The sequence below is a fragment of the Cohnella faecalis genome (genome assembly GCF_003570905.1).
Lineage (GTDB): Bacteria > Bacillota > Bacilli > Paenibacillales > Paenibacillaceae > Cohnella > Cohnella faecalis.
In genome coordinates this window covers 38368-56400 of the sequence record NZ_QXJM01000042.1, presented here as the reverse complement: position 1 = coordinate 56400, position 18033 = coordinate 38368, and the positions used below count along the sequence as shown (strand labels likewise).

The following is an 18033-nucleotide window of genomic DNA, read 5'->3' as shown; positions in this document are numbered from 1 at the left end:
TTGCGTGCCGGATTCGAAAGGAGCATTCGGGAAAATGGCAGATACGACGACCCAAGCGAACGCGGCGGAGAAGACGGAACGAATGATTCGCCAAATCGCGGGCGAGCTTGGCATTGGCTATAACCAAGTACGAACGGTAGCGGGGCTGCTTGACGAGGGCAACACGATTCCTTTTATCGCCCGCTATCGCAAAGAGATGACCGGGGAGCTGGACGAGAACCAGCTTCGCGATATTGAGGAACGACGCAATTATTTGAAAGGTCTTGAGGATCGCAAGGCCGAAGTTATTCGCTTGATCGACGAGCAAGGCAAGCTGACGCCCGAGCTTAGCGATTCGATCTCCAAAGCGGCCAAGCTTCAGGAGGTTGAGGATCTTTACCGGCCATACCGTCAAAAGCGCAAGACAAGAGCGAGCGTTGCCAGGGAGCGCGGGCTGGAGCCGTTGTCCGAATGGCTGATGTCTCAGCCGAAGCAAGGGGATATGAGGGCGGAAGCCGCCAAGTATGTCGATGCCGACAAAGGCGTGGCTTCTCCGGAGGAAGCGATCCAGGGCGCGATGGACATTATCGCCGAGAACGTTGCCGACGATGCCAATATTCGCAAGTGGGTGCGCAAGTTTACTTGGGATAACGGCTTGCTGGTGAGCAAAGCGAAAAACGCGGAAGCCGAGTCGGTGTACGAGATGTATTACCAGTATAGCGAACCGGTCAAACGGCTGCCGCCCCATCGTGTTCTTGCCATTAACCGCGGAGAGCGCGAGGAATTGCTGTCCGTCTCGATGGACGTTCCGGTCAACCGGATTACGGACGAGCTGCAGCGCCGAATTATCCGCTATCCTTCGATTGCCCGGGATACGCTCGTCGCCGTTACCGAAGATTGCTACAAGCGGCTGATCGCTCCTTCGATCGAACGCGAGCTTCGGGGAGAGCTGACGGAGAAGGCGGAGGAGCATGCGATCGGAATTTTCTCGGAAAATCTTCGGAATTTGCTGCTGCAGCCTCCGGTCAAGGGGCGCGTCGTGCTCGGAGTCGATCCTGCATACCGGACCGGGTGCAAGCTTGCCGTCGTGGACGATACGGGCAAGCTCATGGAGGTCGCGGTATCTTACCCAACTCCTCCCCACAACAAGAAGGCGGAGGCCGAAGCGTTGTTCCGCCGGCTCATAAGCCAATATGGCGTCGGGCTCATCGTCGTCGGCAACGGAACGGCTTCCCGGGAGACGGAGCAGTTCGTCGTGTCCGTTATTAAAGGGCTTCCCGAGCTTGGCTTGCAATATTTGATCGTCAACGAGGCGGGAGCTTCCGTCTATTCGGCTTCCAAGCTGGCGCAGGAAGAATTTCCGGATCTCGACGTGGCGGAGCGGAGCGCCGTCTCCATCGCGCGCCGTCTGCAGGATCCGCTGGCCGAGCTTGTCAAAATCGAGCCGAAGGCGATAGGGGTCGGCCAGTACCAGCATGATGTCGCCCAAAAGCGGCTTGACGAAAGCCTCTCCGGAGTCGTCGAGTCGGCGGTTAACCATGTCGGCGTCGACGTCAATACGGCTTCTTCGGCACTGTTGTCGTACGTATCCGGAATTAACGCGACTTTGGCCCGCAATATCGTCAAAGCTCGCGAGGAGAACGGCAAGTTCGGAGACCGGAAGCAGCTGCAGAAGGTTCCGCGACTCGGAGCCAAAACTTACGAGCAATGCGTCGGCTTTCTTCGCATCTCGGACGGGAAAAACCCGCTCGACAGCACTCCGATTCATCCGGAATCCTATGATGTCGTGGATAAGCTGTTTCGAGAGCTGGAGCTTCCTTTGGCGGTTATAGGCTCGGATACGCTGGCGAGCAAGCTGCGCTCCGCGAGCGTGGAGGAACTGGCCGCGAAGCTGTCCGTGGGCGTACCGACCTTGCGCGATATTATCGAGAGCTTGCTTCGTCCGGGCCGAGATCCGAGGGACGAGCTTCCGCCGCCGATTTTTCATACGGACGTGCTGGATATCGAGGATTTGAAGCCGGGCATGGAGCTGCAAGGAACCGTTCGCAATGTGGTCGATTTCGGGGCGTTCGTCGATATCGGCATTAAAAACGACGGCCTTGTGCACATCTCCCAGCTAAGCAATAAGTTCGTGAAGCATCCGACCGAAGCTGTCGCTGTAGGCGATACGGTTACCGTGTGGGTGCTTGGCGTCGAGTTGAAAAAAAGCCGCGTAAGTCTTACGATGCGGCAGCCTTAACCTTACGTTTCGATGGCAGGGTTCGTTCCGCGGTTTCATGCGACCGGGACCGAGCCCTGCTTTTCTTGACCGCTGTATTTGCATGATTTTTTCCTCTTGCTAGTCTAGTCGGGTTCATTATACAATGCAGGGATACAAACGACGGATATTCCGGGGGCGAAAGGGGAAAATAACATGGAGCTTGAAAAGTGCACGGGCAACCATCATCCGAAATGGTTCGGTTTGGCGGTGCAAGCATTGATCATTTTGTCCAAGGAAAATATCCAGACGTGCCCGAGTGTGGAAATCGCGGCATATTTGCAATCGGAAGCGACGCTGCTGCGACGGATTCTGGCGGTGCTCGCCCGCGAAGGCTTTCTCGAAACCCGGGAAGGTCGGGATGGCGGGTATCGGCTCAAAAGAACGCCGGAGTCGATTACGCTGGCGGAAGTGTACGACGCGTTCCAGACTGGCCAACCTCTGTGCTACGGAATCAAGGAGACGACGGGCACGCATCCTTTCGGCGTCGAGATGAAGGCGGCTTTTTGCGAATTGACGAACGAAATGAATCAGAGCTTGCGGTCGACGCTTAGCCGTTATACGATCGCCGATTTGGCCGATCGGATGCTGACGAATACGCATTGATCGGCGAACGAAAGCCGTTTCGAAATTCGGGGTTAGCAGGGCGAAATTGTCTATTGACAACGACTTGTTCGTGACGCTATACTGTGCATTATTCAGAACAGTTTTTTGCTTTATACTGTGGAATTTATTACACAGAAAGATGAGGCAATTATAAGCACCTAACCTGCGCTGCTGCCCGAGGTCGAGTCGCTTTAACTGTGTCATAACGCACGCAGTCAAAACCATTGAGGAGGAATATAAAATGACAACAACTACGCAAGCAACCGCCGCCGCTTCTTTGTTCGACGTGATCCAAGACCGCCGCTCCGTTCGCCAGTATGACGCTTCGGTAAGCATCCCGCGCGAGGAATTGACCGAAATACTGGAGCTGGCGACGCGCGCGCCTTCGTCTTCGAACTTGCAGCCTTGGCGTTTTCTCGTCATCGATTCGCCGGAGCTGAAGGAGAAGCTGCTGCCGATCGCTAACAATCAGAAGCAGGTTGTCGAGGCATCGGCTGTGATCGCCGTCCTCGGCGACGTGGAAAGCTACAAGTTCGCCGATAAAATCTACACGACATCGGCCGAAGCCGGAATGATGCCGGTCGACGTCGCCAAATCGTTCATCGAACGCACGGTCGCGATGTATTCCGGGTTGCCGCCGGAAGTGGCCCGTTCCATCATCTACACCGATGGCGGTCTCGTCTCGATGCAAATTATGCAAATCGCCCGCGCCAAAGGTTACGATACCGTGCCGATGGGCGGTTATAACAAAGCGCAATTCGTCGAAGCGTTCGGCGTCGCGGAACGTTACGTGCCGGTCATGCTGATCGCCATCGGCAAAGCGGCCGCGGAAGGCCGCCCTACGACACGGCTGCCGATCGGCGACGTCGCGTTCTTTAACGAATTGCCGAAAGCTTAACTAATTCATTCAAAGGCCGACTCCGTTATCGTGACGGAGTCGGCCTTTTTCGGTTTTTTAGCGGTCCGCAAAAGGCTTAGCTTCGATAGAGTCGCCATGCCCGTTCATAATTTCCTTTGCGATGGCCAATCCGCGTTTGTTAGGGATGTTCCGGTTTGAATCGGCTTCGCTCGCGAGTTATTGCTTCGCATAAGTGGCAAAAGCCCTTCGCACCGCCGGTCCGCGGCGATGCGAAGGGCTCTTATGCATTCAGGGGATAATCCCCATCGGGTTTTGGTCTTTGGCATCCGTATGGTCGGGTCTGGTGCGGTAATAGAACCAGCAATCGTTCAGCAAACGAATTTGCCTGCGGTCTTTCTTCTGGAACGCGCGCATAAGCTGGTTGCACAACCATTGCGGCATCGAAATCGCCCTCCTCCCGTCGCATGTTGTAGTAATAACATATGGGAGTAGGCGAATGACCGTGCAGGTCCCAGACGGGCAAATCGTTACAGCATATCCTCTTCTTCGTACCATTGCTCGAGCTGCGCTTGGAGAGCGCGAATTTCGGTGAGCAAGGAAACGAGCGGATAGGCGCTCTCGCGGATAGCGGAGAAGGCTTGCTCTAGCTCGTTAACGTATTTCAGGCCGTGGATCGGAGTGTCCGATTCGTTCAGAAGCTCCAGATCGCGGCATTCCGCAACAGCTCTCGGCAACTGAGGCACATTGTCGGCGGTAAGCTTGGACAGCTCTTTATGAAGACGCAGGTTGAGCGCGCTTAGCTGATAAGCGTGGGAAGCAGGCATCTCTATGAATAGCAAGGTTCCGTCTTCGCGCTGCAGCAATACGTATGAAAATTGGGCCATGACGTCGGTGTTCTCCCCTTAGTCGATGCGATTGGCGGCCTGCGGAGCGCAGGGGCTTGCGCGCATCATTTTCTACTTGACAGTGTAGCCCAATTGCGGGCTACAATTCAAGTAGTTCAAGCCCCGGGAGGGATCTCCGAATGGACAATCAAGAGCTGCAGATATGGGTCGAAAAGGTTTCGGATACTTTTTTCGGAAGACCCTTCAAGCACGAAGCGACGTTTAATCCGCGTCTTCGAACGACCGGGGGACGGTATTTCACAAGAAGCCACAATATCGAGATCAGCCCGCATCAGCTTGCCGTACACGGGCCTGAAGAGACGGAAGCGATTATTAAGCACGAGCTGTGCCATTATCATCTCCATCTGCTTGGCCGCGGCTATCAGCACCGCGACGAGGATTTTAAGCGCTTGCTGGCTCAAGTAGGGGCGACGAGACATTGTCGTCCATTGCCGGGAGCGGCTCGCAGACTGCCGGTGAAGTATTTGCTGATCTGCCAGGCTTGCGGGATGTCTTACCCGAGGAAGCGGCGTGCAGACCCTCGCAAATACGCCTGCGGGCGCTGCAGAGGGCGGCTGGCGCTCATTGATGCGAAACCCGCAGCCGAATCGCCCGAGCCTCAGCCGGCGGGCGTATGAGAGGGGGCGAAGCGTCTCCGTCCGACGTAACCGGTTGTTTGATCTTTATAAAAAAATACCGGCAAAAGAGGCTTGACTTCATTTTTGAATCGTGATAAATTAATTCTTGTCACTTTTGAAACAAACATATTCCCTGATAGCTCAGTTGGTAGAGCACTCGACTGTTAATCGAGTTGTCACAGGTTCGAGTCCTGTTCGGGGAGCCATGGAGAGATACCCAAGTGGCTCAAGGGGACCCTCTGCTAAGGGGTTAGACTGCGTAAGTGGTGCGAGGGTTCGAATCCCTCTCTCTCCGCCACACTTTTCCAACAAATCAGTGACGATAAAAATACCCGATTGGCGATTTCGCCTGTCGGGTATTTTATTTTGTTGTTTTGGGAAGCATAAGCGGAACGGCTTGCTCTTGGATGAAAGTGTACGATGAATAACGAGAAAGCGTCCGGGCAACTGGATCTGATTCCCACCATAATAAGGTTAGAAAGCACTTTGGCAGCAGGGGGAGTTGATGCAATATTTTTTCGAATTTTTTTTCGAAAAGGACTTGCACTCCCCGCTTGATTCGTTATATAATCATCCATGTCGTCTGAAACAGGGCACGGTAAACACCGGCTTCGCTGCCCACTAACGGCCCGTTGGTCAAGAGGTTAAGACACCTCCCTTTCACGGAGGTAACGGGGGTTCGATTCCCCCACGGGTCACCAAGCGAGCCATTAGCTCAGTTGGTAGAGCACCTGACTTTTAATCAGGGTGTCGTAGGTTCGAGTCCTACATGGCTCACCATTTTCAGTCCGGATTCACTTGTGAGCCTTAGGACGACATTTGATACATGCGGTCGTGGCGGAATGGCAGACGCACCAGCTTGAGGGGCTGGCGGGAGCAATCTCGTGGAGGTTCGAGTCCTCTCGACCGCACCATACTTATGAAGCTGAAATCCCTTGATATGCAAGGGATTTTTTTGTTTGTCTTTATGGCGGACTAAGGGTGATAACAGGGGGCTGCGCTAAAAATTTCTCAGTGGTAGCAAGCCGTATCATTAATGCATCTGTTTCAATTTTTCTAACTCCTGCACAGAGAATCCTGTTGCTTGAGCTACTTTTATAATATCCATGCTCATTTGAATCAAATTTCGGGCAATCTCTAATTTTCCTACAGTCTCGCCCTCTATACGCGCACCTTGGAGCATTGAAGCTTCATCATGAAGCGCCTTTTGTCACATTTCGTACTGCCTGAGTGCTTCGGCATCTTGACTTAAAAATTCAAGCGCGGTCATAGCCTTGCCCAGTGTCGGTTCGTTCACACTTATTTTTTCCCCTCCCGTGTCTCAACCTATGGGAGCATTATACTTCCATAGGTGGTCGCATGGGAGAAAATCTGCTGAAACGCGATTTCCAAGCGGAGAAACCCAATCAAAAATTGACCAGCTTGCCCCGCTGCCAGGTGAGGGCTATTTATATCCATTGAAAAGGCACATATTTCCATTAGTCGTTATGATGTACTGAAAGGGAAAATAGGAACAAAAAGAGAACGCATACTAAAGAATGGTTAAAATAATAAAAAATAAGAAACTATTTAATGATTGGAAGTGTTATACCTAGTAGAAAACTGGCCAGTTTTCAAAAAACATAATGTGAGGTGTTGATTTTATGAAGAAATTCAAGTTTTCCATCCTATTATCGTTGTGTTTACTGTTGTTTGGAGCTCAGTCCGCTTTCGCTGCGGATCCTTATGAGAGTCCGGCAAACGACACACCTTCAACAGCATGGATTTTGACTCAAGGAACTGCCTACAATTTCTTCGCTGGGTCCGGTGATATGGATTGGTACAAATTCACAACGGCTAAAACGGCAACTCAAAATGTGTTTTTTGCGCCGCCGGATACTCAATCATACACAGTCGCTGTATATGACGCTTACCAGTTAGACAATAGCAATGGTCAATCTATTTCACCGCTCGCTATAAAAACAGTTACGAGCGGTCCAGGCACATATACAAATCTTAATTGGAGCGCTACAGCCGGTAAATCTTACTATGTATTGGTTTATGGAGGGCCCAATATCACTAGCACTTATCAGTTGGTGATCACTGCACAATAATCCCTGAAAGACCGTCTGCGATTAAAAGTTCGCAGGCGGTCTTTCGACGTTTTATCAAATTGATAAAACTGCCTACGAGGGCCGCTGTTTCAGCTAACCTACAATGAATGAAATTAGCTGGTAAAAGATGTCCAACAATTAACTCCACGCTCTACACCTTTCTCCATCTTCCAACCTTCCTTTAGCAGAAAAAAATCCCTCGAGCGACAGTGTCTGTTCCCTCCATGTCTAACATGGGGGCTTTCACTGTCAAACGAGGGAATAGTCCGAATGCAGTCAATACCGATCGATTCAAGCACTCACTCTTCCGTTTTACTTGGCTTCCTTGGCCTGCAATTCGGCAATCAGCTTGTCGCCTTCGACATCGAGGTTCGGCAGCAAGCGGTCGAGCCACTTCGGCAGCCACCAGGCTTTGTCGCCGAAGAGAGCCATGACAGCCGGTACGAGCGCCATACGGACGAAAAACGCGTCGATCAGAATGCCCAGTGCCAGCGCGAAGCCGATTTGTTTGATCATAATGTCATGCGTCATGACGAAGCCGGCGAAGACGGCGACCATGATGACGGCGGCTGCGACGACTACGCGGCTTGCTTGATCGTACCCATGAATGACGCTGCTCCTGCCGCGATGCCCGTGAACGTAGGATTCGCGCATAGAGGAGACAAGGAATACCTGGTAGTCCATGGCGAGTCCGTACAGGATGCCTGTGACGAGAATCGGGATGAAGCTCATGAGCGGACCGCCGGTATCGACGCCGAACAGGCTGCTCGCCCACCCCCATTGGAACACGGCGGTGGTGATGCCGAACGTCGCGAGTATGCTGAGCAGGAAGCCGACCGTCGCTTTGAGCGGAACGAGAATGGAACGGAAGACGAGCAATAGAATAATCAACGACAGAACCATGATAATGCCGATGTAGGTTGGGAATACCTCTGAGAGTTTGGCGGACATATCGATGTTGATCGCGGTAAGCCCGGTCACGCCAAGGGTAACGCCATAGTTTTTGGCGATGGCCGAGTCGGCGCTGCGCAGCTCCTTCACGAGATCCTTCGTGTCGGTGTCGGTCGGCCCCGTTGTCGGAATAAGGCTAAAAATGGCGATGTTGCCGTTCGCGTTCATGCCAAGGGGCGTTACGACAGATACATGCTTGTTCTTCTGAATTTCCTGTACAATGCCGCCAAGCGTCTCCGGCGCGATGACGCCTGCGGAATTATTCGATTCGGCGACGATGAGGAGCGGGCCATTAAAGCCTTTTCCGAAACCGGCGGAGATGGCGTCGTAGCTCTGGCGGGCAGACGTGTCCAAATTCGCGCTTGCGCCGGAAGGAATCCCCATCTCCATCTTGACTGCTGGAATCGCCGCTACACCGAGAACGGCAATCACCGCGATAATGACCAGCCAGCGGAATTTCACGATGGCTTTCACCCAGACGTCTGCAAAGCCATGTTGTTTGGATGCTGCTTTGAGGCGGTGCTTCTCGCGCGCCTTGGCGGAGCAGATGCGCTCGCCGAGCAGACCAAGAAGCGCCGGAAGCAGCGTAAGAGCAATCAGCACGCTGAGGAACACGGTGACAGAGGCAACGAGCGCCATCATGCTCAAAAAGGAAATGCCGATGACCAGTAGGCCGAACAACGCGATGATAACCGTCAGGCCGGCAAAGAATACGGCACTTCCCGCCGTGCCTACCGCCCGGCCCGCGGCTTCGCGCGCCGTCAAACCTTGGTCGAAAATAAGGCGACGCTGCCTATTTACAATAAATAGCGCATAGTCGATGCCGACCGCCAGTCCGATCATTAGAGCCAGAACGGGCGTAAACGATGTCATCGTCACGAAAGTGGAAAGAGCGAACGCGCCTCCAACGCCGATCCCTACGCCGAACAGCGCGGTGATGATGGGCAAGCCAGCCGCGACAAGGGAGCCAAGCGTCATCACGAGGACGATGGCTGCGATAAGAAGGCCGAACACTTCGTTGATGCCGATAGGCACCTCCGTTGCTTTCAGAGAGTCGCTTGGCAGGGCGATTACGCCGCTGCCATCCACTGATTCCGTGACGGCATCCACGACCTTATCCGTCACGCCTTGGGGCAGCGAGTTCTGTTGGACGGTAAATTGAAATTGGAGGAGCGCGATGCTGCCGTCGGTTGCGATCAGCACGCCGGGCACAGGCTGTCCGTCAATCATGAGCTGCGTGTAAGGCGGCATCTCTCCGCCCGCAGCGTTGGCCGCGCTTGTTGCGTCAGTACCTTGGGCCGCACCGGCGGGCTGTCCGTCTTGAGCAGTCTCAGCAGATGCGTCTTTTTGCGCGGCTTGCTCCGCGCTAAGTTCCGCTCCCGCAGCGGCAGCCAGCTCAGAGGGATTAATGATATAGTCGAGCCCGTAAACCTTGTTAACCGCCCTGGAGATCGCAGCGATGCGCTCCGGTGTGTCCAACCGCTCGCCTTGAGGGGCGGTGAAGAGGACGCTTGCTTGTCCGCCGGACGCTTCCGGCAGCTCCTTCTCCAGCTTGTCGAGCACCTTCTGCGATTCCGTGCCTTCGATCTTCATCTCGGAGCTTACACTCATGCCGTTCACGCCGAGCATGGCAACGACGATGCCGATAATCAGAATCCAGGCCGCGATAAAAGCCCAGGGCTTGTCGAAGGCGGCCTTGCCGATGCGATACAGTAATTTGGACATGCTAAAAAATCTCTCCTTTATTGGGGTTAAACGAGTTAAAAGCCATTCCGCAAGTAGCCGAAGATCGTTTCAAAATAATTGTCGAACGATTGAGTGCCAGAGGCATCGTCTGCCGATTCTCCGAGGAGAAGCACGCGGAATGTTCCGTCGAACATGGGGACGATCATCGAGAACACCGAGCCTACCAGCAAGTAGTTGTAGTCGCGAGGGTGCGTTTCCCGGAACAGCTCGGCCATGAGCTCCTGGGTTTCTCGTTGCAGGCGCTGAACGGCTGTCAGCGTGTAAGGCTTCAGGTTCGGATAGCTCTCGGACAGAGTGAAGAGCTGCCTCAATCTTCGGATCGTTTCTTCCGCCAGCTGCATCTTCACGAACTGGTATAGGGCGTCAATAGGCGAAGTGGAGTCGGACATCCGATTCAGCAGCTCGTAGAACTCTCCGACATCGTGATACGGCACTGTCGCCGTGGCTACGGCCTCTTCCTTGCAAGAGAAATAGTTGGCGAACGTGCGGCGGGAATAACCGGAGCGCTGCACGACGTCCTCCACGACGAAGCCGTCCATCCCGCGCTCCAGCGCCAGTTGAAAGGCCGCTTCCGCCAAAGCGTGCGCGGTCGCTTCTTTTTTACTTTCGCGCAAGCTGGATTTGTTCAATTTGTAAATCTCACCTCCGATTGGCAGTCCGTTTATCTGGATGAGTTAAATGTAGCACAATTATTGCCCAATGAGCAATTTTGCTCATTGGGCAATAATTTGAACGGGATAAGAGACTCAATGCCGACAAGCTTTCATCCATCCCGATTTGATATCTGCCGGGTCAAATATTTGATAGATCAAGTCAAAATGCTCTGATTTTTTTTCCGTCGGGGCGATCCTATAATCAAGTTACCGGTTAATCAGTAGCTACGATAGAAGCCTAGGCAAATCAAATGGGGGATATGACATGCGTAACTTCAAGGTTTTAGGGGTGCTCACTTTAGTTCTGGTATTGTCAGTCAGCCTGCTTGCGGGGTGCGGCAATGGAAGCTCGAACAGCAACGCCTCGCCAAGCGGTACAGCTATCGACACAGGCGCTTCTAACAGCGATACAGGGTCAGCGGACAGCCAACCCAAGAAAAAGCTCCGTTTCTTCACCAAGGGCAACGAAAACAATGCCGATTACCGAGTCATGAAATCGTTGATCGATCAGTACCAAAAAGAAGTGAACCCGAATTTCGAAGTGGAGATCGAGTCGATTCCGAATGACACGCAATATTTTCAAAAGCTTAGAACTTATATCGCGGGCAATCAGCTTCCGGACTTCTTTAAAATCCCGAACGGACTGTTGAGCGAAAATCTGGCTAAGCAGGGCCGTCTGGTGGACATCAAAGCCACGCTTCAGGAATTCGGCATGTTCGACGAGTTCAACAAAGCTGCTATCGATTTCCTTTCCTTTAGCGACGGAAACCTGTACCTCTTCCCGAGGGCAAATACGGCGAAGCCTTCTGGTATTACAAGAAGCCGTTCGAAGAAAACAACATTAAAGTACCTACAACCTTCGACGAGTTCGTCGATGCGGCGGCGAAGCTGAAAGCGGAGGGTTATACGCCGATCGCGGTATCCGGCAAGGAGATGTGGCAGCTGGTTCGTTACCTGTCGTTCATCCCTCTTCGTCTGACCCATACGGAATTCATCGACAAGCTGAAGACGGGGGACGAAAAGTTTACCGGAGAAATCGGCATGAAAGCGGCGAACTTGCTTTCCACGCTCGGCAAGGGCGGGTATTTCCAAAAAGGCTTCAGCAGCATGGATTATACGCAAACCTTGAACTTTTTCCTGGGCGGCAATGCCGTCATCCATTACAACGGGTCGTGGGAGCTCGCGCAGTTCAAGGACAAATATGACAGCGGCGAAATCGGATACTTCTTCATCCCGGAGGTGGCCGGAGCCGAGAATAACGGTCCGAACACCTCGATTACGGCAGGCTTGGCGTATGCGTTCAACAAAGAAACGTTCGATGCGGAAACGAAAAGATTCTTCAAGTTCGTCGTGGAGCATTATAACCAAGCGGCATTCGATGTTGGGGGCTATCTCTCGCCTATGAATGGAGACCTTCCTTCTAATGTGTTCAAGCTGGCGAAAGATTTCTCTTTGGACTTGGAAGCGGTAGCTAAAGGCGGCGTTTCCTGGGACGATAAGCTGGACCCGGCTTCCAATGAAGTCGTGGGATCGACCGCTAACGAATTGGCGCTCGGACTCATTACGCCGGAGGAATTCGCGGAGAAAGTGGACAAAGCGATCGGCCGGAACGCGCCTTCCTTCTTCAAAGACCAGAAATAAGCTCGCGTAGGAGCGGGCCGCCGGAGGAAAAGAAGCAAGGCTCCTCCGGCTGTCCCTTTCCCTCTCAAGCTAAACCATAAAGTCGGGAATGAGGAACAATGGAAAAATATTTGAGCCGCAAGTCGTATATAACGGTGTTCCTATTGCCGGCATTAGTGGTCTACGTCTTTACGGTATTGCTCCCGATCGGCTGGTCCGCCGTCTACAGCTTTTACGAATGGGACGGCATTTCCCCGATGAAATTTACGGGATTCGATAATTACATTCGGATGTTTACGGAAGACGACGTATTCTGGCAAGTATTCAAGAACAATATCGTATTCACGATCGTGAACGTCGTTTTTCAAGTGTCCGTTGGTTTATTCATTGCCGTTTTGTTAACTAAGATCAAGCGGGCCGCGAGATTTTTCAGACGCTCTATTTCGCGCCGGTGGTTCTTTCCACGGTTGCGCTCGTTCAAATCTTTCAGAACGTCTTTTCCGTCAATCCGGTAGGCATGCTCAACTATTTCTTGAGCTGGTTCCAGCCCTCGATGCTGGATTCCGAATGGTTGTCCGATCCCCACCGTTCGCTGCTCATCGTGGCAATCGCGGAGGGCTACAAGTTCGCGGCTGTGTATATGGTGATTTTCTATTCCGCTCTCATCAGCATATCGGAAGAGGTCATCGAAGCGGCGCGGATGGATGGAGCATCCGGATGGAAATTATATCGATATATTAAGCTCCCGATGATCAAAGGCATTATTTTTACTAGCATCATTCTTGTATTGAACGGATCGTTGAAGTCCTTCGATATCCCGTACTTGTTGACGTATGGCGGCCCGGCACTTCCAGCGAATTGGTCGCCACCTATATGTATAAGCAAGCGTTCAGCAGCATGTATTACGGGTATGGCAGCGCGATTGCCGTGTTCATCGCCGTTGAGTGTTTTCTCTTGGTCGGACTCGTTATGCAAATCTTCCAAATGAAAAAGGATGATTAATATGGAAACGCTGCGCAGATCGGTCGGGCGTTTCCTGTTCCCGGCCCTGCTGCTCGTCATGCTGGCCATCCAGATTTTCCCCATCCTGTGGGTTCTGGTTTCCAGCTTCAAAACAATCGATGAATTCCGGGTTGGCTCCAATCCGTTTGCTTTGCCCAAATCGTTGTATCTGGACAATTACGTGAACGCGATTCTCAAAAGCGACCTGCTTCTCTACTTCCGGAACAGTCTGATCGTTGTCGTTTTTGTTCTCGCGGGCATTCTGGTTCTCAGCTCCATGGCCGGATTTGCGTTGGAAAAGCTGAGATTTCGCTTCAGAAAGGCGGGGCTTCTGTTCTTCTTGTTCGGGATCATGGTTCCCATTCAGGTGACGCTGATTCCGCTTTATCAGATCTTCCGGGACCTGCATCTTCTTAACACGTATACGAGCGTTATTTTGCCGCAGATCGGCTTCGGCTTGCCGGTGTCCATCTTCCTGTTCGTCTCCTTCTATAAGTATTTGCCGAATGAAGTGATGGAATCGGCTGTCATGGACGGCGCTTCGATGTACCGATTGTTCGTAAGCATCGTGCTTCCGATGGCGGCCAACATTGTAGTGACGGTCGCCACCTTATACGGCGTGTTCGCCTGGAACGAATTTATTTTTCCGTTCACCTTCTTGAACTCCAAGAGCTTGCTGACCGTCACCTTGGGATTGCGCGATTATGTAGGCAATTACGGCATGACGGACTGGGGAGCGACCTTCTCGGCCATCATGCTTACCGTAACGCCGACGTTCATTGTGTACTTTTTTCTCAGCAAGAGCATTATTTCCGGAATGACAGCCGGCGCAGTGAAATCGTAGGATTGGGGAGGATATGAGCATGTCAGTCAACGAAGTAAAGTTTCGCCAAATACACTTGGATTTCCATACGAGCGAGCTGATTGAAGGAGTAGGCAACGACTTCGACGCCGAACGGTTTGCGGCTACGCTGGATGAAGCAAGGGTCGATTCCATCAACCTGTTCGTTCGATGCCACCACGGGATGATGTACTACGACTCCAAAAAGTTTTCGGAACGCGTACATCTCCATCTGAAAGGACGGGATATTCTTAAGCAGCAGGCGGAAGCTTGCCGCAAACGCGGCATTCACGTAAATCTGTATATAACGGTTCGCTGGGATGTCTATTCGTATACGGAGCACCCGGAATGGGTGGCGATCGATGCGGAAGGCCGTTACAGCGACCACGAGAAGAGAGGTTACCTCGAGGCTGGTTTTTACCGGAATCTTTGCGTGAATACGGGGTATCGCAAATTTTTGAAGGAGAACCTCCAGGAAGTGATGGAGGAGATTCCCGCAGAGGGCGTATGGTTCGACGCTTCGTTCGTGGTGGAGTGCGTTTGCCCTTCTTGCTTGAAAGGGATGAAGGCTGCGGGCTTGAATCCGAAAAACGCGGAAGACCGGCAGCGCTACGCCGAGGATACCTATCATGAATGGGTGCGGGATATGAGCGAACAGGTGCGTTCCTTCAACCCGGACTACAATATTTTCTATAACAAAGGACATGTAGGCCGGGTAGACAAGCCGGTACTGGACAACTACACCTATGCCGCATTCGAATCTCTTCCGGGCGGGCCTTGGGGATACATGGATTTCCCGGTATCGGTGAAGTACATCCGGACTCTTGGCATCGAAACGGTCGGCATGACCGGAAGATTCCATACGTCGTGGGGGGACAATTCCTCATACCGTAACAAGGCGGCTTTGGAATTCGAGTGTTACAACATGCTGGCGCAAGGCGCCAAGTGCAGCATCGGCGACCAGCTCGAACCGTCCGGCGTCCTCTCAGTCCCGATGTATAAACGGATCGGAGAAGTGTACGCTGAAGTAGAGAAGAAGGAGCCGTGGTGCCGCAACGTAACGGCTGTGACGGATATCGGCGTCTTTACTCCGGAGGAGTTTCACGGCGCGGATACCGGCAACTTGCCCGAAGCGTCGGAAGGGGTGTGCCGCTTGCTGCAGGAGAGCGGACACCAATTCGATTTCATCGACTCGGAGGCCGATTTCTCGAAATACCGGCTGCTCATCCTTCCGGACGTCATACCGGTTTCCGATGCTTTCGCACAGCGGCTGAAGCAATATCTTGAAGAGGGCGGCAGCGTTATCGCCTCTTTCGAATCGGGTCTTGCTCCGGACAAAGACTCGTTTGCCTTAACGGAATGGGGCGTCATTTTCAAAGGCAATGCGCCTTACAGTCCGGATTTCGTCGTTCCTAAGGGAGAGGTTGGCAAAGGGTTGGATCAAGCGGAGCACGTCATGTACAAGCAGGGTGCTTGGGTGGAAGCATCGGAAGGCGGCGAAGTGCTGGTCGATGCCGTCACATCGGTGTTCAATCGATCTTTCGAGCATTTCAGCTCGCACCTGCATTCGCCTTCCTCGGGCAAGATCGGATATCCGGCGATAGTGAAGCGCGGCCGGGTCATTTATTTCATCCATCCGGTATTTACCCAGTATCATGACAATGCGCCTTTGTGGGTGAAGCAAATGGTTCGGAACGCGATCGACATGCTGCTGCCGGATCCTTTGCTCAAGCATGACGGACCTTCGACGGTCATCGCGACAGTGAACAGGCAAGAGGAGGAAGCCCGACAGGTGGTTCATCTGCTGCACTACATTCCGGAGCGTCGCAGCAAGGTCATGGATATCGTGGAAGATGTCATCCCTCTCTACGACACCGCGATTTCGGTCCGTGAGGATCGTCCCGTAAAGTCGGTATCGCTCGTTCCGGGGAACGTTCCGTTAGCTTTCGAGACCGACAAGGCCGAGTCGAGTTTAAGGTTCCCAAGATTACGGGACATCAGATGATCGAGCTTTCGTTTCGCTGAATGAGGTTATCTTCATTTTCGGCATACAGGCTGTCCAAGACGCGGACGAGCCTGTATGCTTGATTCATATTCGGCAACAACCGCGCAGGGGCTGAGGGCATGGGCATCATGAGAAGGCTGTATCGGGGATTCATCGACTTGAAAATCCAGGATAAAATATTTCTCTGTTTCGTCGTGGTCATCATCGCATCCGTACTTGGCATAGGAATTTCCTCTTACTACAAATCGTCGGCCATCTTCGGAAAAAAAACGAGCCGATACAACGTGGAAACCGTGCAGCAAATTTCGACCAGCGTGGATTACACCTTGGAGCGGATCGATGACCTTTCCGGCATTCTGGCTTTCGATCAAACGATCCAGCGCGTATTCAACACGGATATGGGCGCCATGAGCGAGAGGGAAACAATCGCCGCCGTGAACGAAATCGAATCGATCATGATCACCCACTATAACAGCCAAATCATGCGTTCCATTGAAATATACGGCAACAACGGCCTCGTAGTTAAAGTTCCAAGCAGCTTCAACGAGCAAGGAAACGGACCGACTCCCAAGCAATTTGTGGAGATGGCTTCCGTTTATCGCGGGAAAACGAAGTGGCTGAACGACGCCCAAGAGCACGGGCTGCTGTATGCCGTCCGCGAAATAAACGAGCTGCAGACGGCGGTCAAACCGCTTGGCACCGTCATTATTAGCCTAAAATCGTCGATGGTCGCCGACTTGCTGAAAAACGTCGATTTCGACCAAAGCGGGGCGGTGCTGCTTATGGACGAGAACGGGAGCCCGGTTATCGCTTCGGAGCCTTTCGGGCAACCGCAAGCCGTCGAGGAAATCCGGCAAATCGCGGCTTTCTCTTCAGGCTCCTCCATCCAGACCATAGGGGGAGAGCGGTATTTTGTATCCTTTCGAACCTCCGAGTATACGGGCTGGAAAACCGTAGGCATCATCTCTCTCGATAAGCTCTACGAAGACAGCCGCATGATAAGGGAATGGATGATCGTCGTTACCTTGGTCATTTTGCTGTTCGCCTTCGTGCTTGCCCGCATTTTCGCTCAAACGATTACACGTCCGATCAAAAGAATGCTGATCCCGATGAAAAAAGTGCAGATGGGCGATTTGGACGTTTCGTTTCCAAGCGGCGGCAAGGATGAAATCGGGATATTGAGCACGGGCGTCAACCATATGGTCAGTCAAATTCATTCGCTCGTCGAAGAGTCCTACCGAGGGAAAATTTTGCTCCAGCAATCCGAGCTTAAGGCGTTGCAAGCTCAAATCAATCCTCATTTCTTGTACAACACCTTGGAATCGATCAATTGGATGGCGAAGATGAATGGGGTTGACCCCATCTGCGGCATGGTGACCGCTCTGGGAGATTTGATGAGGATCAGCATCAATACGGAAAAGGAATTCATTACAGTCGAAGAAGAGATCAAATATATTTCGGATTATTTATACATTCAGAAAGTAAGGTTCGGGGATCGCGTCCAGGCCGATATCCGAATGGAAGACGAGCTGCTTCCCATCGTCATTCCGAAGCTCATTCTGCAGCCGATAGTGGAGAACGCTTTGCTGCATGGGGTTCAAATGAAAAAAGGCCAAGGGTTAATTCGGGTCCGAGGGAGAAAAGCCGACGGCGGCGATATTATTTTCGAAGTCGAGGATAACGGGGGTGGCATGACCGCCAAACAAGCCGACGCGCTTCTGGCGGATGAAAGCATCGCCGATCCGCAAGCCAAAGGAAGCGGAATCGGCATTCGCAACGTGAATCAGCGCATTCGATACATTTTCGGCAAGGATTACGGGGTAACGGTCAATTCGGTTCCGGGAGAAGGGACAGTCGTCCGGATCCGTATCGCCTCTTCATTGCCAAAGGAGGCATAAG

16 protein-coding genes and 5 tRNA genes are annotated in these 18033 nt (G+C 52.6%); 17 read left to right on the top strand and 4 right to left on the bottom strand.

Annotated elements, in window-relative coordinates; translation table 11 throughout:
* Positions 1-34 precede the first annotated feature (34 nt).
* From D3H35_RS25635 to D3H35_RS25625, 3 genes are all read left to right on the top strand, one after another.
* A complete protein-coding gene (locus D3H35_RS25635; protein WP_119152047.1) occupies positions 35-2218 on the top strand; it encodes a Tex family protein in 2184 nt (727 codons plus the stop codon).
* Positions 2219-2392: 174 nt separating this feature from the next.
* Entirely contained in the window at positions 2393-2842 is a 450-nt protein-coding gene (locus D3H35_RS25630; RefSeq protein ID WP_119152000.1) for an RrF2 family transcriptional regulator, read from the top strand.
* A gap of 241 nt (positions 2843-3083) precedes the next feature.
* Positions 3084-3740 (top strand): nitroreductase family protein, encoded by a 657-nt coding sequence (locus D3H35_RS25625; protein ID WP_119151999.1) that lies wholly within the window; start codon positions 3084-3086, stop codon positions 3738-3740.
* A 249-nt stretch (positions 3741-3989) separates the two neighbouring features.
* Here the strand turns inward: D3H35_RS25625 and cmpA are convergent, their stop codons facing one another.
* Together cmpA and D3H35_RS25615 are read right to left on the bottom strand one after the other, a co-directional pair.
* A complete protein-coding gene (gene cmpA, locus D3H35_RS25620) occupies positions 3990-4142 on the bottom strand; it encodes a cortex morphogenetic protein CmpA (protein ID WP_119151998.1) in 153 nt (50 codons plus the stop codon).
* Between the two features lie 86 nt (positions 4143-4228).
* The gene (locus D3H35_RS25615; RefSeq protein WP_119151997.1) at positions 4229-4585 is read right to left on the bottom strand and encodes a hydrolase/acyltransferase; all 357 of its coding nucleotides are present in this window, start codon (positions 4583-4585) and stop codon (positions 4229-4231) included.
* Between the two features lie 140 nt (positions 4586-4725).
* Between D3H35_RS25615 and D3H35_RS25610 the strand changes: the two genes are divergently transcribed.
* The 7 genes from D3H35_RS25610 to D3H35_RS25575 all read left to right on the top strand — a co-directional run bounded on the left by D3H35_RS25610 (position 4726) and on the right by D3H35_RS25575 (position 7316).
* Entirely contained in the window at positions 4726-5223 is a 498-nt protein-coding gene (locus tag D3H35_RS25610) for a SprT family protein (protein ID WP_119151996.1), read from the top strand.
* Between the two features lie 130 nt (positions 5224-5353).
* A tRNA-Asn gene (locus tag D3H35_RS25605) sits at positions 5354-5429 on the top strand.
* 1 nt (position 5430) lies between these two features.
* Positions 5431-5521: transfer RNA gene (locus D3H35_RS25600), tRNA-Ser, on the top strand.
* A gap of 328 nt (positions 5522-5849) precedes the next feature.
* A tRNA-Glu gene (locus D3H35_RS25595) sits at positions 5850-5924 on the top strand.
* A 3-nt stretch (positions 5925-5927) separates the two neighbouring features.
* Positions 5928-6003 (top strand) — tRNA-Lys (locus D3H35_RS25590).
* Positions 6004-6051: 48 nt separating this feature from the next.
* Positions 6052-6137: transfer RNA gene (locus D3H35_RS25585), tRNA-Leu, on the top strand.
* 729 nt (positions 6138-6866) lie between these two features.
* On the top strand, positions 6867-7316 hold the full coding sequence (locus D3H35_RS25575) for a hypothetical protein (protein WP_119151995.1): 450 nt from the start codon (positions 6867-6869) through the stop codon (positions 7314-7316).
* Positions 7317-7628: 312 nt separating this feature from the next.
* Here D3H35_RS25575 and D3H35_RS25570 read toward each other — a convergent pair whose 3' ends face one another.
* Together D3H35_RS25570 and D3H35_RS25565 are read right to left on the bottom strand one after the other, a co-directional pair.
* On the bottom strand, positions 7629-9992 hold the full coding sequence (locus D3H35_RS25570) for an MMPL family transporter (protein ID WP_119151994.1): 2364 nt from the start codon (positions 9990-9992) through the stop codon (positions 7629-7631).
* 35 nt (positions 9993-10027) lie between these two features.
* On the bottom strand, positions 10028-10642 hold the full coding sequence (locus tag D3H35_RS25565) for a TetR/AcrR family transcriptional regulator (protein WP_119151993.1): 615 nt from the start codon (positions 10640-10642) through the stop codon (positions 10028-10030).
* A gap of 289 nt (positions 10643-10931) precedes the next feature.
* Here D3H35_RS25565 and D3H35_RS33690 point away from each other — a divergent pair, with 289 nt between their 5' ends.
* The 7 genes from D3H35_RS33690 to D3H35_RS25530 all read left to right on the top strand — a co-directional run bounded on the left by D3H35_RS33690 (position 10932) and on the right by D3H35_RS25530 (position 18032).
* On the top strand, positions 10932-11558 hold the full coding sequence (locus D3H35_RS33690) for a type 2 periplasmic-binding domain-containing protein (RefSeq protein WP_119151992.1): 627 nt from the start codon (positions 10932-10934) through the stop codon (positions 11556-11558).
* Positions 11507-12307 (top strand): extracellular solute-binding protein, encoded by an 801-nt coding sequence (locus D3H35_RS25555; protein WP_119151991.1) that lies wholly within the window; start codon positions 11507-11509, stop codon positions 12305-12307. The genes D3H35_RS33690 and D3H35_RS25555 overlap by 52 nt, the downstream gene beginning before the upstream one ends.
* 98 nt (positions 12308-12405) lie before the next feature.
* The gene (locus D3H35_RS25550) at positions 12406-12801 is read left to right on the top strand and encodes a carbohydrate ABC transporter permease (protein ID WP_119151990.1); all 396 of its coding nucleotides are present in this window, start codon (positions 12406-12408) and stop codon (positions 12799-12801) included.
* Entirely contained in the window at positions 12738-13274 is a 537-nt protein-coding gene (locus tag D3H35_RS25545) for a carbohydrate ABC transporter permease (RefSeq protein ID WP_158594267.1), read from the top strand. The genes D3H35_RS25550 and D3H35_RS25545 overlap by 64 nt, the downstream gene beginning before the upstream one ends.
* 15 nt (positions 13275-13289) lie before the next feature.
* A complete protein-coding gene (locus D3H35_RS25540) occupies positions 13290-14132 on the top strand; it encodes a carbohydrate ABC transporter permease (RefSeq protein WP_119151988.1) in 843 nt (280 codons plus the stop codon).
* Between the two features lie 19 nt (positions 14133-14151).
* Positions 14152-16134: an alpha-amylase family protein gene (locus D3H35_RS25535; protein WP_199728610.1), complete on the top strand. Its 1983-nt coding sequence runs from the start codon at positions 14152-14154 to the stop codon at positions 16132-16134.
* A gap of 119 nt (positions 16135-16253) precedes the next feature.
* Positions 16254-18032 (top strand): cache domain-containing sensor histidine kinase, encoded by a 1779-nt coding sequence (locus D3H35_RS25530; protein WP_119151987.1) that lies wholly within the window; start codon positions 16254-16256, stop codon positions 18030-18032.
* The last annotated feature ends 1 nt before the right edge of the window (position 18033 follow it).